21 protein-coding genes are annotated in these 24,316 nt (G+C 61.9%); 14 read left to right on the forward strand and 7 right to left on the reverse strand.

The annotated features are described in order from the left end of the window. Positions 1 to 16 precede the first annotated feature (16 nt). The 5 genes from Q0O05_RS00590 to guaD all read left to right on the forward strand — a co-directional run bounded on the left by Q0O05_RS00590 (position 17) and on the right by guaD (position 4,899). Positions 17 to 1,168, forward strand: a complete 1,152-nt coding sequence (locus Q0O05_RS00590) for a BMP family ABC transporter substrate-binding protein (protein WP_293659827.1) — start codon at positions 17 to 19, stop codon at positions 1,166 to 1,168. Positions 1,169 to 1,339: 171 nt separating this feature from the next. Then, positions 1,340 to 2,389: an adenosine deaminase gene (locus Q0O05_RS00595; protein WP_293659828.1), complete on the forward strand. Its 1,050-nt coding sequence runs from the start codon at positions 1,340 to 1,342 to the stop codon at positions 2,387 to 2,389. 135 nt (positions 2,390 to 2,524) lie between these two features. Next, complete coding sequence (queE, locus tag Q0O05_RS00600; RefSeq protein WP_293659829.1) at positions 2,525 to 3,160, forward strand: 7-carboxy-7-deazaguanine synthase; 636 nt, start codon at positions 2,525 to 2,527, stop codon at positions 3,158 to 3,160. Next, positions 3,157 to 3,564, forward strand: a complete 408-nt coding sequence (locus Q0O05_RS00605) for a 6-carboxytetrahydropterin synthase (protein WP_293659830.1) — start codon at positions 3,157 to 3,159, stop codon at positions 3,562 to 3,564. Before queE ends, Q0O05_RS00605 begins: the two co-directional genes overlap by 4 nt. A gap of 3 nt (positions 3,565 to 3,567) precedes the next feature. After that, positions 3,568 to 4,899, forward strand: a complete 1,332-nt coding sequence (gene guaD / locus Q0O05_RS00610; RefSeq protein WP_293659831.1) for a guanine deaminase — start codon at positions 3,568 to 3,570, stop codon at positions 4,897 to 4,899. Between the two features lie 16 nt (positions 4,900 to 4,915). Here the strand turns inward: guaD and Q0O05_RS00615 are convergent, their stop codons facing one another. Continuing rightward, positions 4,916 to 6,265 (reverse strand): SBBP repeat-containing protein, encoded by a 1,350-nt coding sequence (locus Q0O05_RS00615; protein ID WP_293659832.1) that lies wholly within the window; start codon positions 6,263 to 6,265, stop codon positions 4,916 to 4,918. A 175-nt stretch (positions 6,266 to 6,440) separates the two neighbouring features. Here Q0O05_RS00615 and dcd point away from each other — a divergent pair, with 175 nt between their 5' ends. After that, positions 6,441 to 7,013, forward strand: a complete 573-nt coding sequence (gene dcd / locus Q0O05_RS00620; RefSeq protein ID WP_293659833.1) for a dCTP deaminase — start codon at positions 6,441 to 6,443, stop codon at positions 7,011 to 7,013. Positions 7,014 to 7,179: 166 nt separating this feature from the next. Then, positions 7,180 to 8,601 (forward strand): DEAD/DEAH box helicase, encoded by a 1,422-nt coding sequence (locus tag Q0O05_RS00625; protein WP_293659834.1) that lies wholly within the window; start codon positions 7,180 to 7,182, stop codon positions 8,599 to 8,601. A gap of 15 nt (positions 8,602 to 8,616) precedes the next feature. Here Q0O05_RS00625 and Q0O05_RS00630 read toward each other — a convergent pair whose 3' ends face one another. Beyond that, positions 8,617 to 9,471: a symmetrical bis(5'-nucleosyl)-tetraphosphatase gene (locus tag Q0O05_RS00630; RefSeq protein ID WP_293659835.1), complete on the reverse strand. Its 855-nt coding sequence runs from the start codon at positions 9,469 to 9,471 to the stop codon at positions 8,617 to 8,619. 23 nt (positions 9,472 to 9,494) lie between these two features. Between Q0O05_RS00630 and Q0O05_RS00635 the strand changes: the two genes are divergently transcribed. Continuing rightward, entirely contained in the window at positions 9,495 to 10,796 is a 1,302-nt protein-coding gene (locus Q0O05_RS00635; protein WP_293659836.1) for a hemolysin family protein, read from the forward strand. A 37-nt stretch (positions 10,797 to 10,833) separates the two neighbouring features. Here the strand turns inward: Q0O05_RS00635 and Q0O05_RS00640 are convergent, their stop codons facing one another. After that, the gene (locus tag Q0O05_RS00640) at positions 10,834 to 11,604 is read right to left on the reverse strand and encodes an ElyC/SanA/YdcF family protein (protein ID WP_293659837.1); all 771 of its coding nucleotides are present in this window, start codon (positions 11,602 to 11,604) and stop codon (positions 10,834 to 10,836) included. Positions 11,605 to 11,941: 337 nt separating this feature from the next. Between Q0O05_RS00640 and Q0O05_RS00645 the strand changes: the two genes are divergently transcribed. Genes Q0O05_RS00645 through Q0O05_RS00655 form a run of 3 tightly spaced genes read left to right on the forward strand, consistent with a single transcriptional unit; the run spans position 11,942 to position 14,190 of the window. Next, positions 11,942 to 12,544: a response regulator gene (locus Q0O05_RS00645; protein ID WP_293659838.1), complete on the forward strand. Its 603-nt coding sequence runs from the start codon at positions 11,942 to 11,944 to the stop codon at positions 12,542 to 12,544. Continuing rightward, a complete protein-coding gene (locus Q0O05_RS00650; protein WP_293659839.1) occupies positions 12,537 to 13,574 on the forward strand; it encodes a HAMP domain-containing sensor histidine kinase in 1,038 nt (345 codons plus the stop codon). The genes Q0O05_RS00645 and Q0O05_RS00650 overlap by 8 nt, the downstream gene beginning before the upstream one ends. A gap of 7 nt (positions 13,575 to 13,581) precedes the next feature. Next, positions 13,582 to 14,190 carry a response regulator gene (locus Q0O05_RS00655; protein ID WP_293659841.1) on the forward strand — a complete coding sequence of 203 codons (609 nt, stop codon included), beginning with the start codon at positions 13,582 to 13,584 and terminating at the stop codon, positions 14,188 to 14,190. A gap of 35 nt (positions 14,191 to 14,225) precedes the next feature. On the opposite strand, the gene Q0O05_RS00660 is transcribed toward Q0O05_RS00655, so the two are convergent. Genes Q0O05_RS00660 through Q0O05_RS00670 form a run of 3 tightly spaced genes read right to left on the reverse strand, consistent with a single transcriptional unit; the run spans position 14,226 to position 18,270 of the window. Then, positions 14,226 to 16,772: a PAS domain S-box protein gene (locus tag Q0O05_RS00660; RefSeq protein WP_293659842.1), complete on the reverse strand. Its 2,547-nt coding sequence runs from the start codon at positions 16,770 to 16,772 to the stop codon at positions 14,226 to 14,228. A gap of 11 nt (positions 16,773 to 16,783) precedes the next feature. After that, positions 16,784 to 17,155 carry a response regulator gene (locus Q0O05_RS00665; protein WP_293659843.1) on the reverse strand — a complete coding sequence of 124 codons (372 nt, stop codon included), beginning with the start codon at positions 17,153 to 17,155 and terminating at the stop codon, positions 16,784 to 16,786. A gap of 2 nt (positions 17,156 to 17,157) precedes the next feature. Beyond that, positions 17,158 to 18,270 carry a HAMP domain-containing sensor histidine kinase gene (locus Q0O05_RS00670; protein ID WP_293659845.1) on the reverse strand — a complete coding sequence of 371 codons (1,113 nt, stop codon included), beginning with the start codon at positions 18,268 to 18,270 and terminating at the stop codon, positions 17,158 to 17,160. A 222-nt stretch (positions 18,271 to 18,492) separates the two neighbouring features. Between Q0O05_RS00670 and Q0O05_RS00675 the strand changes: the two genes are divergently transcribed. From Q0O05_RS00675 to Q0O05_RS00685, 3 genes are read left to right on the forward strand one after another with little or no spacing between them, the layout of a single operon-like run. After that, positions 18,493 to 19,005 carry a molybdopterin-dependent oxidoreductase gene (locus tag Q0O05_RS00675; RefSeq protein ID WP_293659846.1) on the forward strand — a complete coding sequence of 171 codons (513 nt, stop codon included), beginning with the start codon at positions 18,493 to 18,495 and terminating at the stop codon, positions 19,003 to 19,005. 46 nt (positions 19,006 to 19,051) lie between these two features. Further along, on the forward strand, positions 19,052 to 21,466 hold the full coding sequence (locus Q0O05_RS00680) for an ATP-binding protein (RefSeq protein WP_293659847.1): 2,415 nt from the start codon (positions 19,052 to 19,054) through the stop codon (positions 21,464 to 21,466). 13 nt (positions 21,467 to 21,479) lie between these two features. Further along, positions 21,480 to 22,664, forward strand: coding sequence for a hybrid sensor histidine kinase/response regulator (locus tag Q0O05_RS00685; protein WP_293659849.1), 1,185 nt, complete (start codon positions 21,480 to 21,482; stop codon positions 22,662 to 22,664). Between the two features lie 61 nt (positions 22,665 to 22,725). Here Q0O05_RS00685 and Q0O05_RS00690 read toward each other — a convergent pair whose 3' ends face one another. Further along, on the reverse strand, positions 22,726 to 24,138 hold the full coding sequence (locus Q0O05_RS00690; protein ID WP_293659850.1) for a methyl-accepting chemotaxis protein: 1,413 nt from the start codon (positions 24,136 to 24,138) through the stop codon (positions 22,726 to 22,728). Between the last annotated feature and the right edge of the window lie 178 nt (positions 24,139 to 24,316).

The raw sequence follows: 24,316 nt of genomic DNA on the forward strand, positions 1-24,316 counted from the left end.
CACAAAAGGAAGTGACATGACAGATTTTCAAAAACGCTCCCTGCTGAAGGTTGCGGCCCTTGCGGCCGTTGCCGGAGCAGCGCTTGTCGGCTGCGGCAAAAAGGAAGAGCCCGCTCCCGCCCCCGCCCCGGCCGCTGCGGCACCCGCACCCAAGCCCGAGCCCCTGAAGATCGCGTTCGCCTATGTCGGCCCGGTGGGCGACGGTGGTTGGACATTTGCGCACGACAACGCCCGCAAGGCCTTGGAGAAAGAATTCGGCGACAAGATCGTCACCTCCTTCGTGGAAAACGTGCCTGAGTCTGCCGATGCCGAGCGCGTGATCCGCGACATGGCGACCAGCGGCAACAAGCTGATTTTCGGTACCACCTTCGGTTACATGGAACCCATGTTGAAGGTTGCTCCCGACTTCAAGGACGTGAAGTTCGAGCACGCCACCGGCTACAAGCAAGCCGACAACATGCGCACCTACGACAGCCGCACCTACGAAGGCGCCTACATGGCCGGCGTGATTGCCGGCAAGATGACCAAGTCCAACACATTGGGCGTGGTCGCTTCCATTCCAATTCCTGAAGTCATCCGCAACATCAACAGCTTCACCCTGGGCGCGCAAAGCGTGAACCCCAAGGTCAAGACCAAGGTGGTGTGGGTGAACGGCTGGTTCGACCCACCCAAGGAAACCGAAGCCGCTACCTCCCTGATCAATGGCGGTGCCGACGTTCTGTTCCAGAACACCGACTCCCCCGCGGTTCTGAAGACTGCAGAAGCCAAGGGCAAGCGCGCCTTCGGCTGGGACTCTGACATGACCGCCTACGGCCCCAAGGCTCACCTGGCTTCCGCCATCATCAACTGGAGCCCCTACTACATCAAGGCCACCAAAGAAGCTCTGGACGGCACCTGGGCCGGTAATGGCGCAGTCTGGTGGGGTGTGAAGGAAGGCGCGATCGATATCGTCTCTATTGCAGAAGACGTGCCTGCCGACACCAAGGCCCGCGTTGAGGAAATCAAAAAGGGTCTGGCCGACGGCACCTTTGCCATCTGGAAAGGTCCTCTGAAGGACAGCGCCGGCAAGGATGTTCTGAAAGACGGTGAGGTTGCAGACGACAAGTTCCTCTCCGGTGTGAACTTCTACGTCAAGGGCGTGGAAGGCAAGGTCCCCGGCGCCAAGTAATGGTCTGCTGGTGAGATCAAGGGCCGCCGCGTGCGGCCCTTTTTTTTGCCGCTGCCCCCTATGCAGCGCCGCATGAGAAAACGCCCTGCGCATTGATCCTGTGTCACCCGTGCGGAGTAGGGTGTGGTTCCGCTTCCTGGTGCAAGAAAACATTACTTCCGGAGTCTGCTGATGACCGCCCGCCCTGCTATCAAACCCATTGCCGCTGATCGATTGCCCGACCTGCTGCGCGCCATGCCTAAGGCCGAGCTGCACATGCATATCGAAGGTTCCTTGGAGCCCGAGCTGATGTTCGCGCTGGCCCAGCGCAATCAGGTGCCGCTGCGATTTGCCAACGAACAGGCGCTGCGCGACGCCTATGTGTTCAACAACCTGCAGGAGTTTCTGGACATCTATCACGAGGGCACCATGGTGCTCAAGACCGAGCAGGACTTCTACGACATGGCCTGCGCGTACCTCGCCCGGGCGCAGGCCGACCGGGTGTTGCATGCCGAAATTTTCTTCGACACCCAAACCCACACCGGCCACGGGCTGAGTGCCGAGACAGTCATCAACGGGCTGCACCGCGCCTGCGCCGAAGCGCCCGAAAAATTCGGCATGACGGCCTCGCTCATTCTTTGTTTCCTGCGCCACCTCAGCGAAGACGAAGCGTTTGAGTGCCTCGAGCAGGCCCTGCCGCTGCGCGACAAGATCGTGGGCATTGGCCTGGCCTCAAGTGAAGTCGGCCACCCGCCTGAGAAGTTTGCCAAGGTCTATGCCCGCGCCCGCCAGCTCGGTTTCCGGCTGGTAGCCCATGCGGGCGAAGAGGCTCCGCCGGCCTATATCTGGAGCGCGCTCGACGTGCTGCGGGTCGAGCGCATCGACCACGGCGTGCAGGCCATTCACGACACCGCGCTCATGCAGCGCCTCATACACGACAGAACGCCGCTCACCGTGTGCCCGCTCTCCAACCTCAAGCTGTGCGTATTCCCCACGCTGGCGCAGCACAACCTGGGCCGCATGCTGGACGCCGGCATCATGGCCACGGTGAACTCCGACGACCCCGCCTACTTTGGTGGTTACCTCAACCAGAACTTCACCCAGACCTTTGACGCGCTGGGCCTGAGTGCCCGCCACGCTTACACCCTGGCGCGTAACAGCTTTGACGCCAGCTTCATCGACGCATCCGTGCGTGCCCGGTATGTGGATCAGCTCGATGAGGTGTTTGAGACCTTCCAGTAGGGCGCACAGTAAAATGCTCGCAGCCCGCTGCTCCGGCGGGCCCGTCTGTCGCAATACCGGAGCCATGTAGAGGACTACCATGTACAAAAACCTCGCCACCCGCGCCATCGCTTTGGCCCTGGCTGATTGACCGCCATGGCCTACCAAGTCAAAGAAATTTTTTACACCCTGCAGGGCGAAGGTTCGCACGCAGGGCGCCCCGCGGTGTTTTGCCGTTTTGCGGGTTGCAACCTGTGGTCCGGCCGCGAGGAAGACCGCGCCACCGCCATCTGCAAGTTTTGCGATACCGACTTTGTCGGCACCAACGGCACGCTGGGTGGCAAGTTCAGCACTGCGCAGCTGCTGGCGCAGCACATCGCCGCGCAGTGGCCCGCCGCGGATTCGGCGCACCGGTTTGTGGTGCTGACCGGCGGCGAGCCGCTGCTCCAGGTTGACGCCGTCCTGATTGACGCGCTGCACGCGCAGGGCTTTGTGATTGCGGTGGAGACCAATGGCACGGTGATGGCGCCCGAGGGCATTGACTGGGTTTGCGTCAGCCCCAAAGCCGGTTCGGAGTGGATTCAGCGCACCGGCCACGAGCTCAAGCTGGTCTGGCCGCAGGCGGGTATCACGCTCGATGAGTGCGAGACTGCCACCTTCACGCACCGCTACCTGCAGCCCATGGACAACGCAGCGCGCGCGGCCAACACCGAGGCTTGCATCACCCAGTGCCTGCAGCGCCCGGGCTGGCGCCTTTCCCTGCAAACGCACAAGATCACAGGCGTCCGATGACCCAAGCCCCTGCTAAACCGATTCCCCGCCGCTGCGAAGTCAGCCAGCGGTTTTTCTTTGATGCCGCGCATACGCTCAAGCGCACGGTGGACGACGCGCAGGAGATTGCAGGCAGCCGCCGCATCCATGGCCACACCTACCACGCAGAAGTCACGGTGGCCGGCAATGCCGACGCCGATACCGGCATGGTGGTCGACCTCGGGCACCTGCGCAACGCGATTCAGGTGCTGCGGCCCCGCCTGGACCACCACTTGCTCGACGAGGTTGAGGGCCTGGGCCCGGCCACGCTCGAGAACCTCGCGGCGTTTATCTGGCAGGCGGTAGCCGCCGAGTTTCCGGGCCTGTCGCAGGTGCGGGTCTGGCGCGATGGCATCGGCGACAGCTGCACCCTGCGCGCCGCCTGAGCCATGCAAGGCTATCGCGCGTCGTTATTGTGGTTTGCGCCTCCCGACGGGGGCGCGCCCCGCGCGCTCTTTGAAGAAGACGGCCTGCTGGTGGTGGGGCCCGACGCGCAGGGGCGGCAGGTGGTGCAGGCCATCGGCGCCTTTGGTGCTGTTGCGGCACAGTATCCGCAGGTCCCGGTGCAGCATTTTCCCGGCCGCATCATCGCGCCGGGGTTTGTGGACATGCACATCCACTACCCCCAGATCGATGTAATCGGCTCGCCCGCCAGCGGATTGCTGCCGTGGCTGGAGAATTACACTTTTCCGGAAGAAAATCGCTTCTCCGAGCCCACCCACAGTGCGCAAGCAGCTACTTTTTTTATAGCAGAGCTTTTGCGCAACGGCGTCACCACCGCGCTGACCTTCGCCACCTCGCACACCGAATCGGTGAATGCCTTGTTGGCCGAGGCGCAAGCGCGCCACATGCGCATGATCACCGGGCTTGTTCTGATGGACCGCCATGCACCGACATACCTGCTCAACCAAGGGCAGGGCAGCCTGAGCGGCACCGAGCAAAGCCTGCGCGACACCGAATCGCTCATCCAGCGGTGGCATGGCGTAGACCGCCTGGGATACGCCATTACCCCGCGCTTTGCCCCCACCAGCACCGACGCGCAGCTGGGCGGAGCAGGCGAGCTGGCCGCGCGCTACCCCGACGTGTGGATTCAGAGCCATGTGGCTGAAAACAAGGACGAAATCGCTTGGGCCCGCGATTTGTTTCCGGGTTCCCGTTCGTACCTGGCCACCTATGACGACTTTGGCCTCATGCGGCAGCGCGCCATCTACGCCCACTGCATCCACTTTGACGACGACGACCGCGCCCTGATGCGCGACACGGGGGCGGCCGCTGCCGTCAGCCCGACCAGCAATTTGTTTTTGGGAAGCGGATTCTTCGACTATGAGGGCGCCGACCGCGTGGGCTACCGGTATGGGCTGGCGAGCGATGTGGGCGGGGGAACGAGCTTCAGTCCCTTTCACACCATGCTTGCCACCTATTACGTAGGCCGCGAAGGCCAGACCAAGCCCGGCCTCTCCCTGTCGCCGCAGCACCTCTGGTGGCAACACACCGCAGGTGCTGCCGCTGCCCTCGGTTTGGCCGGCGAAAACGGCGCCCCCTCGGTGGGCAATCTCCTGCCCGGCTGCGAGGCGGATTTCATCGTCCTCAACCCCCAAGCTACCCCCTTGCTGGCCCGCAAAACCGCGCGTGCCAACAGCCTGGATGAATTGCTGTTCAGCTTGATTGTGTTGGGCGATGACCGCGCGGTAGAGCAGACGGTGATTTCGCAGGCCCTGTAGGGCTTGCGGGCAGTCCTTATTGCTTCACGCCTGCGTTGTTGTACTTGGCAATGAAGTAGTCAGTGGTACCTGTGAGCGTGTTGCTGTCCAGGTTCCCAAGGGTATAGCCAGCCACGTAGGTGTTACCCGAAGGGTCAATCGCCACCGCCCTGCCAATCGTGTCCACACCGGTTGCGCCGAGTTGGCGTGTGTACAGTGCAGTGCCGTCACTTGCCTGGAATTTGGTGAAAAAGTAGTCGGCGGAGCCGGTGACAGTGTTCCCGCCCAATCCACCCCCTGTTTTGCCGGCAACGTAGACGTTTGCTGCGGCATCCAGGGCTATGTAATAGCCCTCGCTCCCTGCGCCAGCTGTGCCCAGTTGCTTGACGTATTGCGAAACACCAGTGCTGTTGTATTTCAAGAGCACCACATCTCGGCTACCGGTTTGCGTGTTGGTACCGATGGCCCCTTGGGTCCATCCGGTGACGAAGACATTTCTGCTGGGGTCAATCGTGACAGCAATCGCATTCGACAAACTGCCCGCCGACCCCGCTAGTTTGGTGTCTACCAGTAGACCATTGGTGCTGTTGAACTTGGTTAGGAAAAGATCGAATGTTCCTGTTCGTGTAACACCACCCAAATTGCCCGATGTATTACCGACCAGATAGACAACATTTCCAATTGAATCCACGGCAATGCCGTTCCCCTCGGTGGCTGCTGCGCCCCCGACACCAAGCTGGGTTGTGTAAAGCCTTGCTCCGTTGACATCGTGCTTTGAAAAGTACAGGTCGCGATTTCCGGCCAAGGTGTTGACGCCCAGATTCCCGTATGTAGTGCCAGCGACGTAGATATTGCCACCGGTGTCGATGGCGACCGAGTTGCCTTCCGTGTCTTTCGTCGCAGCGCCAAACTGCTTGGTGAATTGCAGTTGCCCGATATTGTTGAACTTAGACAAAAAATAATCTTGCGTTCCGATAAGCGCGGTGTCTAGAACGCCCTTTGTGCTGCCGGCTAGGTAAATGTTTCCACCCGTATCAATCGCAATGCTGGTTCCTGTAGTGACGGCATTGTTTACACCCACATGCTTGGTGAATTGCAGGATTCCGGCACTGCTGTACTTGCTGATAAACGCGTCTTTTGTACCGTTTTGCGCGTTGCCGTCCAGTCCGCCCGTTGTGCTGCCAGCAATGTAAAAGTTTCCGCCTGTGTCTGTGACCATGGCCATCACGTCGACGGCTTTTCCGGTAAGACCGACCTGCTTCGTCCAGGGTCGGACAGCGGTTCCGCCACCGCTATCACCGCCCCCGCAAGCGGCCAGAGCGAGAGCGGCAATCGCGATCAACGCTGCTCGCCGTGAGGCGAAGCGTAGTTTTGATAGAGCTTGCATGGGTGAGCCTTTCCTAGCCATTCGACAACTCTGAGAAGTTTATAGTGGGCCGATGAATTGTGCCCCCCGAGAAGACTTCCCTTTGCGGTTTTGTTTGAGTCTTTTGGCCCCATGCCGCAAAACTCCCCGACACGCCGCAACCTACAATGCCCGCCACACTAGGAGCTGACACCCCATGAGCATAAAGAGCGACCGCTGGATCCGCCGCATGGCCCAAGAGCACGGCATGATTGAACCCTTCGAGCCCGCGCAGGTGCGCCAGGTCGATGGCAGGAAGGTCATCTCGTACGGTACCAGCAGCTACGGCTATGACATCCGCTGCGCGCCCGAGTTCAAGGTGTTCACCAACATCCACAGCACGGTGGTCGATCCCAAGAATTTCGATGAGAAGAGCTTTGTCGACTTCCATGGCGACAGCTGCATCATCCCGCCCAACAGTTTTGCGCTGGCCCGCACCGTCGAGTACTTCCGCATTCCCCGCAACGTCTTGACCATCTGTTTGGGCAAGAGCACCTATGCCCGCTGCGGCATCATCGTCAACGTCACACCCTTTGAACCCGAGTGGGAAGGCTATGTAACGCTCGAGTTCAGCAACACCACCCCGCTGCCCGCCCGGATTTACGCCGGCGAAGGTTGCGCGCAGGTGCTTTTCTTTGAGAGCGACGAGGACGACGTATGCGAAGTCAGCTACAAAGACCGCGGCGGCAAATACCAGGGCCAGCACGGGGTGACGCTGCCCAAAGCCTGAGTGGGCGATAATCCGTGCTGGTCCTTGTTTCCCTTGGGCGCCCCGCTATCGGATGGATAGCAATTTTTCCGGCTATGCCAGACCCGATTTGAATACTGACGCGACCCCCCAAACCTCAGCGCCCGCCCCCGCAAGCCCCAACGAGCTCACCGCGGACACCCCTCCCATGGCATTTGCCCAGCTGCAGCTGGCTGCCCCCATCGCCCGCGCGGTGGCCGAAATGGGCTACGAGAAGATGACGCCGATTCAGGCACAGGCCATTCCCGTGGTGCTGAGCGGCAAAGACGTGATGGGCGCCGCCCAGACCGGCACCGGCAAGACTGCCGCCTTCGCGCTGCCCCTGCTGCAGCGCATGATGAAGCACGAAAACGCCTCCACCTCGCCCGCCCGGCATCCCGTGCGCGCGCTGGTGCTCTTGCCCACCCGCGAGCTGGCTGACCAGGTGGCCCAGCAGGTCAAGCTGTACGCCAAATACACCAATCTGCGCAGTGCGGTGGTGTTCGGCGGCATGGACATGAAGCCCCAGACGCTGGAGCTCAAAGCCGGCGTGGAAGTGCTGGTGGCGACCCCCGGCCGTTTGCTCGACCACATTGAAGCCAAAAACGCGGTGCTCAATCAGGTGGAATATGTGGTGCTCGACGAAGCCGACCGCATGCTCGACATCGGCTTTTTGCCCGATTTGCAGCGCATCCTGAGCTACCTGCCCAAGACCCGCACCACCCTGCTGTTCAGCGCCACCTTCTCCCCCGAAATCAAACGCCTGGCCAATAGCTACCTGCAAAATCCGGTCACCATTGAAGTGGCGCGGTCCAACGCCACCGCTTCCACCGTCGAGCAGCACTTTTACTGCGTCAACGACGACGACAAGCGCCACGCGCTGCTGCAAATCGTGCGCCGCAAAGAAATCAAACAGGCCTTTGTGTTTGTGAATAGCAAGCTCGGCTGTGCCCGGCTGACCCGCATGCTCGAGCGCGACGGCATCCGTGCCACGGCGCTGCATGGCGACAAGAGCCAGGACGAGCGCCTGAAGGCCCTGGACGCCTTTAAAAAGGGCGAGGTCGACCTGCTGGTGTGTACCGACGTGGCGGCCCGCGGCTTGGACATTAAAGATGTGCCCGCCGTGTTCAACATGGACATCCCTTTCAACGCGGAAGACTACGTGCACCGCATCGGCCGCACCGGCCGCGCCGGCGCTTCCGGTCTGGCGGTGAGTTTTGTGGGCGGTAACAACGACGCGCGCCTGGTCGCGGATATTGAAAAGCTGATCAAGACCAAGATCGAGCTCGAAGCCATTGAGTTCGATGAAGACCAGCCCGACATCCGCCGCCAGGGCCGCATCAACGACGGCCGGCGTATGTATGCCGCTGATGGCGACGAGGCGCCCCGCAGCAACCGCCCGCCCCGCGATTACGGTCGCCCCGCAGCCCCCGCACGCGACCCCTTCTTTGACAAGCCCTACGAAGCCACCGATTCAGTGGCCCCAACCGCAGTGCCCTCGTGGGAAGCCTCTGGCAAGCCGGCCTCGGGCCGCATGTCCGCCAACATCAAGCCTAAGCGCAAGGTGGCGGCCCTCTTCAAGTCGGCCTGAACGGGCCCGGGGAACTCATTCCCCGATCTGCTGCGAGGCCTCGCACTTCACCTGAATCAACTCGGTGTCCATGCCGCCCCCGATGGCGGCGGTCACGCGCAGGGCGCTCAGGCAGCCGCCCCACACGCAGCCGGTGTCGAGTGACAGCACGTCGGGGCGGTCCAGCCAACCCAGCGATGACCAGTGCCCGAAGGCCACCACCTCTTCCGCCGTTTGTCGATCTGGTGCTGCAAACCAGGGCAGGTAGCCCTGCGGCGCCTTGCTCAGGCCGCCGGAATGCTCAAACTCCATCTCGCCGTCTGCCGACACGAAGCGCATGCGCGTCAAGGCATTGACGATGACCCGCAGCCGCTCGGAACCCTGCAGGCTTTCGCTCCACCGGTTGGGGCCGTTTCCGTACATCTGGGTAAAGAAGCTGCGCGCCTCCGGCGCTTGCAAGGCCGCCTCGACCTCGCCGGCTAGCGCTATGGTTTTGATAGCTGTCCACGCAGGTAATACGCCGGCGTGAACCATTAAGAGCTTCTTTTCTCCGATGGTCTCCATGAGTGCCAGGGGCTGCTGGCGCAGCCAGTGGAGCAGGGCAGGGGCATCGTTGCCGCGCAGCAGCTCGTTCACCGTGTCCTTGCGGCCGGGCTTGCGCACGCCGTAGCTAAGCGCCAGCAGGTGCAGGTCGTGGTTGCCCAGCACGCACCGGGCAGACGCGCCGTAGGCCATCAGGCGGCGCAGCACGGCGGCTGATTCGGGGCCGCGGTTGACCAGATCGCCCAAAAGGTAAATCGTGTCGCGGCTGGGGGAAAAGTCGATGGTTCGGGTGAGTCGTTCGAGGGCGCTGTCGCAGCCCTGCACATCACCGATAAGGTACATTGCCATGGTCCTGATTTTCGCTTGGCTGTATGGATTTTTTGCTCATCTTTGTCTTGACCTTATTGAACGGTGTGTTTGCCATGTCGGAGCTGGCGCTCACCGCCAGCCGCAAGGTGCGGCTGCAAACCATGGCCGAGGCGGGTGACAAGGGAGCCAAGTCTGCGCTGGCCTTGCTGGAGAATCCGACCCAGTTTTTGTCGGTGGTGCAGGTGGGTATTACCTCCATCGGCATGCTCAACGGTATCGTGGGCGAGGCGGCTTTTAGCCAGGACGTGGCCCGCTGGCTGGAGTCTCAGTTCACCCTGTCGCACCGCGCAGCCGAGCTGTCGGCCACTGCGCTGGTGGTGACCACCATCACCTTCATCACGATTTTGTTTGGCGAGTTGGTGCCCAAGCGTATCGGGCAGCTTTATCCCGAGACCGTCGCCCGCGCGCTGGCCATTCCCATGACCTGGGTCGCGGTTGGCGCCAAGCCCTTTGTGAAATTGCTGGCCTACGCCACCCACGGCACGCTGCAGCTGCTGCGCCTGACCGCGACCGACAACCGCGCCGTGACCGAGGAAGAGATTTCCGCCAGCCTCGAAGAAGGCGTGGACGCCGGCATCATTGAAGAGCACGAGCACCAGATGGTGCGCAACGTGTTTCATCTGGACGATCGGCCCCTGACCAGCATGATGCTGCCGCGGCTGGACATCCACTGGATGGATGCTGCGCTGACGGTGCGTGAGGCGCTGGAACACGCCGGCGACAAGCGCGATGCGCACGGACATTCCTGGTACCCGGTGTGCCGCGGTTCGCTGGACAACGTGGTGGGGCTGGTCAGCGTGTCGCGCCTGTTGGCCCTCGGCGACAACTTCGAGGGTTCACTGGAGTCGCTGGCCGAACCGGCCGTGTTTGTGCCGGAAACCTTGACCGGCATGGAGCTGGTGGAGCAGTTCAGGGTGCGCTCGGCGCGCATGGTGTTTGTGGTGGACGAATACGGCGTGGTGCAAGGGATCATCACCCCCATAGACTTGCTCGAAGCCATCACCGGTGAGCTGCACCCCGACCCTCAGGAGCAGGCCTGGGCCACCTTGCAGCAAGACGGCAGCTGGTTGCTCGACGGCCTGATGCCGGTGGGCGAGCTCAAGGTGCGACTGGGAATTGAAGACACCCTGCCGGACGAAGACCGCGGCCGCTACAACACCCTGGCCGGCCTGCTGATGGCAGTGAGCGGGCAGCTGCCCCAGCCCGGCGCCCGCATGCAGGTGGCCCAGTGGACCTTTGAGGTCGTCACACTGGAAGGCCGCCGCATCGACCATGTGCGCGCCACCAAGGCCCACCCGGCTTAAGGAATCGGATTACGGCAACGGCTCAAGGCAAGCGCGATCAAAGCCGGCCTGTGAGTCTGTAGGCGACCAAGCCCACCAGCTCATTGAGCGCCAGTTGCCAGTTGGCTACGCTCTCGCGAAGCGAATAGCGTGTCCAGTTCGTGTCTGGCTCGGCGCGGAAATCCACCGGGTATGCCGTCACATTCCAGCCTGCTTTCTCGAAAGTGCCCATGGAGCGCGGCATGTGCCAGGCCGATGTCAGCAGCAGCCAGCGGTCCTGGGGGCGCACGCCCGCGACTCTGGCGCTGAACACCGCGTTCTCGTAGGTGTTGCGCGATGCGCTCTCGTACTTCACTTGCCCGGCAGCAACGCGGAAGCTGTCGTACAACAAGCGGGCCCGCTCGGCCTCGCTGGGGCCGCTGCCTAAGGGGTCGCCTTCGCCGCCGGTGTAGATCAGCTGCAGGTGCGGGTGGCGCAGGGCAAGCGCGGCCGACACCGTCAGCCGCTCCCCCGCGCCATTCAGCAGCGGGTGGGCGTGGGCTTCTTGCAGCCGCCCGGCTTCAGTCCCGCCGCCCAATACCACCACGCCCTTGTAGCCGGACAGATCCGCCGAGGGGCTGATTTCGGGGTAGGGCGACTCCAGCCGCTTGAGAATCAGTTCGGACAAGGGCTGCCAGCCCAGAGCCAGCAAAAACACCGCGCCCGCCAGCATCATCTTGCGCGCCCGTTGCGGCCGTCGTGCAGACAGCCACCAGCCCGCTACAAGCCACAGCGCCAACCAGAACAATGGCTGGGTAAACCAGGCGATGAATTTGGAAAAAATGAACATACCGCCATTGTTCTACGAAATCATAGAAAACATTGCAAATTGATTGCAACTTGCAATATCATTAAAAAACGAAATTTTGACTAAAGTATCAATTACTGTTCACTTTTCCTGTTTCATGTGACTAAAGCAATTTTGCCCTTGGATGCCCGGTGGGTCGGGCGCGAGCCTGGGGACGCTGGCCCCGGGCAGTTGCCGCTGCGCACGCCTGCGCCGGTGGCGGTGGCTGCCGCTGTCACGGTCAAACCCTTGCGCCCGGCCGATCTGGCTAACCGTATTTCGACATTGATGCAAGGTCTGAGCGGCCACCACACTAGCCATTACCCTGGAGTGAGCTGCCATGAATGCAGACCGTGATGTACTGACCACTCAGCAAGCCGCCCGGCTGTTGGGCCTTTCCACGACGTCAGTTCAAAAAATGGTGATCAACGGCGAGCTCGACGCCTGGATCACGCCCGGCGGACACCGCCGTATCTTTCGTACCAGCGTAGACCAGTTGCTCAACTCCCGCCACGTCGGGCTGGCCGGAGTGACCAGTTCGCGGCCCCTGCGCATTTTGCTGGTGGAAGACGACCCGGTACAGATCGCCTTTTTCAAGGCCTTGCTTGCCCGTATCGGCCACATGGTGCAGCTCACCATCATCAACCAGGCGGAGCAGGCCCTGGCACATCTGCGCGCCTTGCGGCCTGACCTGCTGGTCACCGACCTCGTCATGGAGCCTATGGACGGATTTACCCTGGTGCAAGCGGTGGATGCGGAGCCGGGCCTGGAGGCCCTCAATATCATTGCGCTGACTGCCATGACGCCTCAGGAAGTCACTGCCGATGCGCGCCTTCCCCAGCGCGTGGTGCGCTACCAAAAACCCCTGAGTGCGGACCGCCTGTGCGGCTATCTGGATGCGCTCACCGTGCGCTTGCTGGAGCAGGAGACGGTGAATGCCTAGCAGCCCTGCTGCGCAGATGCAGGCCTTGCTGGACGCCAGCGGGCAGGCCGTATTCACCTTTCAGGCGGGGAACCCTCTGCAGCCTGCTAACTCCCTGGCCCGCCAATGGTGGGCTGTCGCGGGTGCCGACGAGCAGCGTGAGCTGCAACAGTGGTGCGACCAGGCGCAGGCCCCGTTGTGCGAGACCACCATCATCTGGGCCAGCCCGCAGCGCAGGGTGTTGCAGGTGCGCAGTGTGGCCTTGGCCGAAGATGCGTCCGCGCTCTACCTGCAAGACATCACCGAGGCGCATGACATCGACCGCATGAAGTCCGATTTTTTATCCGCCGCCGCCCACGAGCTGCGCACGCCTTTGGCCAGCATTTATGGTTTTGCCGAGCTGATGCTGGTGCGCACCATGGCGCCCGAGAAGCAAAAAGATCTGCTGGGCACCATTCACCGGCAGGCCAAGTCGCTGATGGATTTGATCAACGAGCTTCTCGACCTCTCCCGCATCGAGGCCCGCCAGGGCAAGGATCTGTCTATTGCTCCCTGCACCGTGGCATCGCTGGTGGAAAGCACGGTGAGCGGCCTGCACTACAAAATAGAAAAGCATCGCCTGCATACCGCGCTGGCGCACGGCGACAGTGTGGTGCTGGTGGACGCAGACAAGACCCGTCAGGCGCTGCTCAATGTCTTGTCGAACGCGGTCAAGTACTCCCCGCGGGGTGGTGATGTCACGGTCAGCACGGAACTGCGGATATCTGATGGCCAAACGCAGGTGGGCGTGCGGGTCGCCGACCAAGGCCTGGGCATGAACGAAGAGCAATGCCGTCGCGCCTTTGAGCGCTTTTACCGGGCTGAGCCCCTGGGCGACATTCCCGGCACCGGCCTGGGCCTGAGCCTGGTGCAGGAAATCATGCAGCTGCAGTCCGGCGCGGTAGAGCTCGTCAGCACCCCCGGCGAGGGCACGACCGTGACCTTGTGGCTGCCCCTCATGGGCGCAGACGCACCGAGCACAGATCCCCAACCGCCCTATCCTGTGCACTGAACGCCCCATGCGAAAAATATCCAGTAACGATGAACTCATGTCCACCCGCGAAGTGGGGGAGGTGCTGGGCGTCGCGGTCCGCACGGTGCAGCTGTGGGTCGAGTCGGGCGTGCTACCGGCCTGGCGTACCGCCGGCGGACACCGCCGCATCGCGCGCAGTGCGGTGGAAAACCTCATGCGCGAACGCGCCGGCATGCTCGCACCGGTGACGCACGGCGCGCATGCGGCCAACCGCGCTTTGCGGCTGTTGCTGGTGGAAGACGACACCGATCTGCGCAAACTCTTTTCGATGATGGTGGAGGGCTGGACCTTCCCCGTCGAGCTCAGCACCGCGGGCGATGGTTTTCAGGGGCTGGTGCGTATTGGCCAGTGGATGCCCGACATGGTCGTGACCGATCTGAATATGCCCGGCATGAACGGTTTCGAGATGGTGCGTTCGCTCAAGAGCGCGGGCGCCGACTATGCCAACCTGCAGGTGGTGGCGGTCACCGCGCTCAGTGCCGGCGATGTGGCAGACCGTGGCGGCCTGCCCGAAGGAACCGCTGTGTTTCAAAAGCCGGTGGATTTTGGCGCCATCGAGGCGCTGGCCCGCAGCTGCCAGCAGCGCTTGCGCTAGGGAAAGGGTGAGGGGAAGCGCTCAGCTTTGCGGTTCTAAGCCAGCGGAATCCACAGGCTGGCCGTGGTGCCGGTGCCAAACTCGCTGTGCAGTACCACGCGGCCCTTGTGCAGCTCGGCAATTTCTTTCACCAGACTCAGACCGAGGCCCGTGCCGGGAATATTGCCCGACGCATCAGCCCGATAAAAACGCTCAAATGCGCGGTCGAGTTGCTCCTGCGTCATGCCGATGCCTTGGTCCTGCACATCAATCACCGCGTAATCCGCATCTTCCCAGGCGTCGCAGCGCACCGAGAGCCGCACATCGCCGCCCTTGGGTGAATACTTGAACGCGTTGGCCAGCAGGTTGGTCAGTGCCTGCTGCATTTTTTCGGGGTCCATCAGGACCTGCATCGGGGGCAGTGTGTCGTGCAGCACAGGGCGGTCGGTGTCCTTAAGCATCAAGCCCTGAATGCAGCTATGCACCATGTCGGCCAGCGGCTGCGGCTTGATCTGCATGTCCAGCCCGCCGCGGGACTCGATGCGCGCCAGGTCCAGCAGCTCGTTGAGCATCTTCACCAGCAGCCCGCTTTGTTTATGGATGGTGCGCAGCATATCGGCCTGCCGCTCCTCGTTGAACTTGCGCTTGGTGAGCAGCTCTGAGAAGCCGAAGATGCTCACCATCGGCGTGCGCAGCTCGTGGGCCGCCGCGGTCAGGAATTCGCTCTTCATGCGGTCCACCTGGTCCTCGTGGGTCACATCGCGGAAGTACATGATGGTCTCGCGCCGGCCTCCCTCGTTGCGGCGCGAGCGCACCTGAACCACCCGGCGCTGCGGGCGCGCGAGTTGCAGCTTTTCGTGCCAAGAGGCGTCGGGCTGGTCGCCGCGCATGACCGGCAGGGGCTGGCTCTCGTCGCACAAATCTTTCAGCTGCTGCTCAAACTGCGACAGATAAAACAGCTGGGATTGCTGCTGGCTCAGGCCGGTCATGCGCTCGAAAGCCGGGTTGGCAAACACCAGCTGGTCGTAAGCGTCAAACATGACAAAGCCATCGGGGCTGAGGCTGAAGATCGCGTCCAACTGCGCGCGCCGCTCTGCGGTAGCCTGCTCTGCGCGCACCCGGGCGGTAATGTCGGAGACGATACCTACAAAGTGGGTGAGAACGCCTTTATCAGAGGTGACCGGCGAGAGGGAAATTTCGGCAATCTGCATCTCGCCGGATTCCAGCTCGCGGTGGATGGTCACGTTGGCGTTGCGGCGCTCGCGCACGGCGAGTTGCAGTTCTTGCACGCCGGGGTCGTCCTCGTTACGGCCGCGCAACAACGACAGGCTCTCGCCCAGGATGTCCCAGCGGGGCAGGTCCAGAAACTTCTGGAACGCATCGTTGATGTAGACGATGGGCTGGTTTTCCATCTTGCCGTTGGTGATGAACACCGCGTTATGGCTGCTGGCTAGGGCGCGCTCGTAGAGCTCGGAGGTCTCTTGCGCTGCCCGCTCGTCGGTCAAGTCCCGCACGATGCAGGCATATCGCAGGCCGGAGTCGTTCTTCACTTCGCCCAGGCTCACCTCTACGGGAAACAAGGTTCCGTCGGCGCGGGTACCCATGAAGTCATGGCGGGTCACCCGGCTGATGTTGAGGGCGTGCTCCATGCCGCCGGCGAACATGGCTGTGAGCTCGTGTGCATGCAGGCCGGGAATGCAGTCGGAGATCGCTCGTCCAACCACCTGTCCCTCGGCGCGGCCGAAAATGCTGGAGGTTGCCGGGTTGGCGCTGGTGACCACACCTTGCGTGTCCAAGCTGATGATGGCCTCGGCCGAGGTGCTCACGATGGCGGCCACGCGGTTCACCTGCATCGCCATGCCACGACTGGCCTGGTTGATGGCGGCTTGCAGCTCGCAGGCTTCTACGCTGGAAGGTGGAAGCATCAGCTCCTCGCCCATGCGCTGGGGGATTTGACCGGCAAATTCGGCGAGTTTGCTCACCGGTCGCAGCGTCCTGCGCACAATGGTGTAGAGGCAGGCCATGACGATGGCAATCATGCCGAAGTCCATCAGCACAAACTTGATCCACAGCCAATACAGCCCCCGCAGGTGCTCACCGAGGCTGTAGTCGGCCCGCACCCAGACATTGCTCTTGGCGCTGTCTTTGCCGACCTCCTGCCAGGCGCTATAGACCCCGCCGCGCTCGCCGCCGGTAGGCAGGCCCGAGGCCACCTCCCCGGGGGTAAGGTTTGTGCCCGGGCTCACCCTCACCCCATCGGGGGAGCGCGTGACTTCCATGAGGCTGCTGCCGTCCGGCTTGTAGATGCTGATGCGCTCCAGTCCCGGGAGCTGCACGCCATCGATCGCGTAGCCTTGCAGGTTGCCCGGCAGGCCGGCGATCAAGGCCGAGGCGCTGTTGCCGGCTACCATGCGGGCCACCGACTCGGCGTTCAAATGGGCCATCTGCAGGGTCTGCGCGACGACACTGCGGTAGGCGTAAACGCCATATACGGTGGTGGACACCAACATCACCACCAGGGTGGCGGCCATGATGATGGTGCTGATGCCGTAGGGCGGAAGAACCCGCTGTTTCAGCATCTGCAACCACGTCAACTGGTGCATGATGCGGCCGCTCAGGGAACCAGGCGGTCTACCGTATCGAGGAGTTCAATCGGGCTGAAAGGCTTGACGAGGTAGGCGTCACAGCCGGCTTCGTGCCCGCGTTCCACGTCGGTTTTTTGGCCGCGTGCGGTCAGCAAAATCACTTTAGTCTTGCTGGCCAGCTCCGGGTCTGCCTTGACCTTTTCACAGACTTGGTAGCCGTCGAGCCGGCCGGGCATCATCACATCAAGCAGGATCAGCGCCGGGCGCAACTGCTGGGCCTTGAGCCAGGCGATCTCGCCGTTTTCGGCTTCATGGAGTTCGAAGTTTTCGCTCTCCATGGTCATCATGATGAGTTTGCGGATATCGGGCTGGTCGTCGACGATGAGTGCTCTGCGGGCCATTTTTAGCTTTCTTTCTTTTGACGTTGCATTAACAGGGCAAGGTCCGCGGCATAGCGCTGTGCCTGTTCCATATCGATGTTAGCTTGGCCACGTTGCGGTTGGCCGGTGGGAAATTCGATCATCACGCGGGTGTCTTCACCGTCGACAATAGACATCCGCATGTTGCCGCCATGCAGCCCGATGATGCGGTTGACCAGTGGCAGGCCCAGGCGGGCATTGGCCTGCTCAGGGCGGCGCGTATCAAACAGGTCGCGGGTTTCAATGCCCTTGTCCTCGGGGCTGATGGCGCCCTGGTTACGCACGCTGATCAGCATGTATTCGCCAGAAAGCTGATAGCTAATCGATACGTTGCAATCGACGCCGGCTTTGACTGCCTTGCGTGAGTGGGTGAGCGCGTTGTCAAAGGCCTCATACAGCGCGCGCTTGATCAGGCGGTTGTTGCCATAGAGGGGCGGCAAATCGCTGGGGGGCGGCTTTACCTCAAAGCGGACTTTGTTGGTGATGGCCTTTTCTTTCAGCGCGTCCAGGGTTTGGTTGATGACCGCTGTGATGTCCATGCGGTCGTCCATCACCATCGACTCTTCGCCAAACACCGCCAGCAAATCGGCCAGGCGGCGGAGGCGGTCGTCGAGCTCAGCAACCGCTGTGTCAAACTTTTGACCACCCTCGCCGGACGGGAGCGAGCCCAGCATGGTGGACACCTTGCGCATCGGCGGGCTCAGCTCGTCCCGGAGCAACTGAATAATTTCATCGATGCCCATGCGGTTGCTTTTGACGCCGGGGCCGGCGGGCGCCTCTTCGCCGCCCTCGGGGGGCGAGCCCACAAAGGCAATGTCCAGCCCGGACGGGCCGGCCATGAAGGTGCCGTTCATCTTTTTGTTTTCGCCCACACCCACAGCTGCTTGGTAGGGCAGCTTGATTTTGCCGAGGGCAATAGCCTGGGCCAGATTCTTGATGATGACTTTTCCGCTCATGGCTTCGAGCGGTTTATCAGGATGGGTGCGCGCCGCCGGGTTGGCGTAGGTGGCCGTGCCGTTCACCCCGAAAGTGATCATTGGCAAGGGCATGGCATCAAACAGGGCATTTACCGATGGTTGATGGTAGTTGACTGCCATTGGAGCAATTCCTCGTGCTTTAAGTTCTGTTTAATGTATCAAATTTATCAGTAAATGCAAGTAAACCCTGGACCGTGATTGCTGTTTTCACGTCTGATTTCAATAACCCGCTCAAGAATGGCCACTTAGTGACGATTTTGGCTCGTTTGGTTTGGTTATTTCTACCGATTCGACAGTATCGGGCGTATTATCTGTGACAGAACTATTTCAAGGGGACAAGCCATGCACATCAATATGAATCGATTGGCGGCCGTGGTCTTTGGCGCTTACCTCGCACTTAGCGCGGGTTTGGCGCAGGCGCTGGAGCAGCCCAAGGGAAAAATCATTTTGAGCATCACCGGAAAGATCGGCGAAAAAAACGCGCCCGATGCTGCGGTTTTTGATGTGGCAATGATCGAGAAGCTTCCCCAGCAAAACTTCAGCGCCCAGACCCCGTGGTCCAAGAGCCCGATCCGTTTCACCGGCCCGCTTCTGCGGGACTTGTTGGCGGCGGTGAAGGCCAGCGGCAGCTCGATCAAGGCGGTGGCGATTAATGATTACCAGACCGTCATTCCGCTGAGCGACGCTGCCAAGTTCGACATGATCGTGGCGTACAAGATGGACGGCGAGCTCATTCCGGTGCGCACCAAAGGCCCGTTGTTCATCGTTTACCCCTTCGACAGCAAGTCTGAGCTGCGATCAGCGACGTACTACGAGCGCTCGGCCTGGCAGCTCAAATCTCTGGCAATCGAGTAAGCGCCGGCTCGATTAAGCACATTTCGCCAGTCAACCAGAGGTCCGCTTGCTGCAATCGTTTGTCAAGAAACGCGCTTGGTGGCTGCTTGGCACTGGCGTGCTGGTGGCCATTGCGGGCATTCTGATTGCCAACCAGATGGACATCGTGCGGGACGCAAAGTACCGCAAAGAGGCCTATACCGAGTCGTTTGCCCCCGAGGTTTACCAGCTGGAGCGCGAGTTCCTGCGCTGCCTGCACAGCGTGGAGCTGCTGGTCAACAACCCGAGCGATGCCGCGGTTGACAAGATTGCATTGGCCCTGGACCTTCTGCAGAGCCGCCTGGATATCGTTGATAACTCGCTGGCTTCGGAAACCGTTCGTAAAACCCAGGAATACGTTGCCATGCGCCCGCTGCTGGGCAATGCCATCGCCCGGGCAGAGGCCACTTTGCAGCGCAAAGCGGCGGCAGCGGAGGACTGGCAGCCCCTGCAGCTGGAGATGCAAGCCCTGCGCCCTGCGGTGAATATGCTGACGATGAACGCCTCTTTGATGGTGAGCATGCAGCAGGAGGAGGCGCTGAACATCCAGCTGCGTTCCGGTCAGACCATGTTGACCTTGCTGGTGGGCTTGTTGTGCATGCTGCTGGTGGCGGCAGCATCGATTGCGACGCGCCAGCGCCGCGGCGAGCAGGAGCAGGAGAGGCTGGAGTTTTTGAATGCGCAGGCCCGCGCAGCCAACGAAAAAGCCGACGCCGCCAATGCCGGCAAGACGCGCTTTTTGGCCAACATGAGCCACGAGCTGCGTACGCCGCTCAACGGCATGCTGGGCATGCTGAGCCTCTTGGAGGCGACCCCCGTCAATGATCAGCAGCAGGATTACATCAAGACGGCCAATCATTCCGCCAAGCACCTGCTGAGCCTGCTCAACGACATTCTGGATGCCTCGGCGATGGAAGCCGGAAGGATGACGCTCAAGCCCGAGAGCTTGCACCTGCCGTCGCTGATTGACGATGTGTACGCACTCATGCGGCCCATGGCAATTGAAAAAGGCCTGGGCCTGAGCGTCACGCAAGACCCTGCGCTGCCTTCGTGGGTGATGGTGGACGGCACGCGGTTCAAGCAGATTTTGCTCAATCTGGTGTCCAACGCGCTCAAGTTCAGCGAGCGCGGCACGGTCTCGCTGGCAGTCAACGTGGTGGCAGGGCACAGCCTGAAGCCCGGCGAGATGGCGCAGTTGCGCGTGCGCGTCTTGGATGAGGGGACGGGAATGTCGGCTGAGGTGCTGGCCAGGCTGTTTCAGCGATTTGAGCAGGGCAATGCCAGCAGCGCCATGCGCATGGGTGGCAGCGGGCTGGGCCTGGAAATTTCGCGCAACCTGGCCCGTCGCATGGGGGGCGATATCCAGGCGACCAGCGTAGAAGGCGAAGGCAGCGTGTTCACCGCCACCATGCGGCTGGCAGTGGCAGACGCCCCGGCGGCGCCCGCGGCTGAGTTGGTCATCGTGCGCAGAGAGCCTGGCAGCCCCGGGCTGAATCTCCTGGTGGCCGAAGACAACGCCATCAACCGCAAGTACATGGAAGTGCTGCTGACCAATATGGGCCACCAGGTCCGGTTTGCCGAGCACGGCGGTATTGCGGTCCGTGAGGTGCAAAAAGAGCTGCCCGATCTGGTGCTGATGGATCTGCACATGCCCGAGGTTGATGGCCTGCAGGCTACAGAAGCAATTCGTAAACTGCCGGCTCCTTTCCGCGATGTGACCATCATTGCGCTCACGGCCGACGTATTTGAGGAATCCAAGGAGCGGGTGCAGGCCTCCGGCATGGACGAGTTTTTGACCAAGCCGGTGAATGTGTTGTCGCTCGAGGCGCTGCTGGTGCGGCGCTTTGGCGGGCGTGGCGCGTCGCTGCTGAAGCCGCCGCCTGCGGCTCCAAAAGCGATGCCCACAGAAGGACCAGTATCAGCACCTGTGTCGGCGCCTGTCACACCACCTGCGGTGCCTGCCGCTGCGGCGCCAGCTGCGCCCGACCCGCAAGCTACCGCGTCCAGCGATGCAACGGGCGCCGCCCCACCCGGCACACCGCCGGTTGAGCCGCCCACCCGCCCCCGCAAGCGCTTCCGGGCCGGCGATGTGGCCGAGCACCTGAATATGGTGATGGTGGGTGAGCTCTGTGTGGGCATTACCGTGCAGGGCTACCAGTCGCTGCTCAGCGGCGCGATGGAGGGGGATGCCGCCAGCTACAACGACCTTTTGAAGGCGCTCGAGGCAGGCAACACGGCAGCCTTGTTGGAGTTGGGACATTCCTTGAAAGGGGTGACTGCCAGCCTCGGTTTGGCAGCTTTGTCCCGTTTAGCGCTTACCATCGAGAAACAAGGCCATGCCTTCAGCCCCGAAGATTGCAAGCAGCACGCTGAGCGGCTGCGTGAAAGCTGGGCAACGACTTATGCTATCTGTGCCCGCATGGGGCTGATCACCAACACCTGAGAGTGGAGTCCGAGTGAGTGAAGTTTCGTCTGGCGCGCGCGCGCCCTTGGTTTTGGTGGTGGACGATAGCGCGTCCATCCGGCAGCTCACGGTTACCGTGTTGCGGCGCGAGGGATTTCAGGTGCTCGAGGCCGCCGACGGCCGCGAAGGCCTGGACACCGCCCTGCGCGAGCAGCCCGATGTGATCTTGTGCGACATCCACATGCCGGTATTGGATGGCTGGGGTTTTGTGCGCGAGGCGCGCAACAGTGAGGCGCTGGGTACCACCCCGGTGCTTATGCTCACGTCCGACAATGACCGCTTGAGCGTTCGCCGGGCGATGGCTGCCGGTGCCGACGACTACCTGACCAAGCCGTGGACGCAGGCCGAGCTGCTCTCGGCGGTGGCTTCTTTGCTGAGCAAAGACAAGCGCCACAAGGCCGACGCCGAGCGGGCCCAAGATCAATTGCGTTCCGCGGTGCTGGCCACGATTCCCCACGAGCTGCGTACCCCGATGGTGAATATTCTGGGTGGCTCCGAGCTGCTGCTGCACCGGCGCGACAAATTTTCGCCCGAGCGGATTCAGGGCTTGCTGGAAGACGTGCACCGCAGCGCGCAGGCCTTGGCGCGCACCATCAGCCGGATGATGGATTGGGCCGAGCTGAGTGCCGCCCCCGCCCACAGCGGTGAGGCCGCCACTTCCAAGCCCTTGGACATTCAATCGGCAGTGCGCGAGCTTGTTGACAGCACCGCGTTCGCCAAAGAGGTGCAGGCGGTCTTGAAGGTGCCGCCGGAGGCAACGCCTGGCATGTTTGCCGGCCATGCGGTGCAGTGCCGCATGGAGCCGGGCATGGCGCTGTGCTGGGGCCCCGACTTCCAGAAGATTTTGATGGAGCTGCTGGTGAATGCCCTGCGCTTTTCCAAACCGCAGCGTCCGGTGGGCGTAACCGGAAAGAGCCTGCCCAACGGCGGCTACCAGCTGGAAATTGCCAACCTGGGCGTGGCCATGCCTGAAAAATTCATTGCCCAGATCGGCGCCCTGTCGCAGGCCAATCGCGAGCTGCACGAGCAGCAGGGCATGGGGCTGGGGCTGGCGATCAGCCAGTTGGCAGCGCGGCGCAATGGCGCCAGCCTGCAAGTCACCCGGTTTGACGGCATGCCCACCGTGGTGCGCCTGACTTTCCTGCCCAGCCGGATTGAGCAGGAAAAGCTGTTCTAGCGCCCGCCAGCACTGCGCGAGCAGCTATTGAAACAATAGCGTGCTCCGCTGTGGCAGCAGATTAAGACCGCACAAACTCGCTGACGGTTTCCACCATCACCCGTGCCTGTGCAGTCATGGATTCAGCGCTGGCGGCCAGCTCTTCCACCATGGCGGCGTTCTGCTGGGTCTGCTGGTCCATTGCTGCAATGGTGTGGCCCAAGGTGGACACCTCACCGGCCTGCACTTTGCTGCGATCGGCCAAGGAGCCGATGATGTTGGACACGTCCGCAATGCTCTGCACCACGCTTTGCATGGTGGAGCCGGCGCGGCTCACCCGCTCGCTGCCGGCTTCCACGCTCTCCACGCTGGCCTGAATCAGGGTCTTGATTTCTTTGGCGGCGTTGGCCGAGCGGCCCGCCAGCGCCCGCACCTCGGTGGCTACCACGGCAAAGCCGCGGCCGTTTTCGCCGGCGCGGGCGGCTTCGACGGCTGCGTTGAGCGCCAGGATGTTGGTTTGGAAGGCAATGCCGTCAATCACGCCGATGATTTCGGCAATGCGGCGTGAGGACTGGCTGATTTCGTTCATCGTGCTGACCACGCCGTCCACCTCGTCGCCGCCGCTGCGGGCAATGCTGCTGGCATTGGAGGCAATGTCGTTGGCTTGCGCTGCCATGTGGGCGGAAGCGCCCATGCCCTCTGACAGGGAACGCATATTGTGGGCGGCGCTCTCGAGGCTCTGGGCGGTTTGCTCGGTGCGCTGGCGCATGTCCTGGCTGGCGCTGGCAATTTCCATGGAGGCGTACTCGACCGAATCCGCGGAGCTGCGCACCGACTGAATCACCTCATCCAAGCGGTTGAAGCACTGCTGAAGTTGCACCGAATCGGCCATATCGGGTCGCAGGCGGCTGGTATTGAGCGCGATGCCTTGCGGCGTGTTGACGGCTGCCACCAGCTGCGCGAGTTGATCTCCCTGGCGCACGATCCCGCTGGTCTTGGCGACCATCATGATCTCCACGCCCGACTGCACGATCACATAGGTGGCATGCAAAACAATGCGGGAAAAGTCGGCCTCGGTCGTGCAATAAAAGCCCAGGCCTGCGGCTTGCAGGCGGTCAAAAAGAACGTGATGCACTGCAAACAAGGCCGCGCCGAAAACAATGACCTTCCAGTCTTGGTAGACCATCAAGAACGCCAGCAGCACAAAAACGCCAAAGTGAAATTCCAGCTGACCCTGAGCCAGCTGAATTTGCAGCGCGACCAGGCACACCAAGGCCAGCGTCAGGCCGTAGCGGGTGATCTCCTGCCCTTTGAATACTCCGTACACCGCAAAAGCAAATACAAACAAGGCAGCGGTCAGTGTGTAGCCCAGCGCGGCGTCTGCCACGGTGGCGGCCAGGGCGAGTGTCGCGGCGCTGGTAATGACCACTGCGCCCAGCAGTGTTTTGTCGCCCAGCTGGGCGGTTTTGGAATAGGTGAGTGGGTAGTCGGTCATGGGGGTTTTCTGTCTATCAATGTCGGCCAAGCTGACCGAGAGAGGTGAGTCTACACAGGCCGCGGACTATTCCCGCTCGGGGAGGCTATTTTTGGTGTTCAGCGTGGTAGCGGGCTACGCGTTCCACTTCGTTTTTCGAGCCCAGCACCACGCTCACCCGCTGGTGCAGCTGGGAGGG

It is taken from the genome of Rhodoferax sp. OV413 (assembly GCF_945881795.1).
Lineage (GTDB): Bacteria > Pseudomonadota > Gammaproteobacteria > Burkholderiales > Burkholderiaceae_C > Allorhodoferax.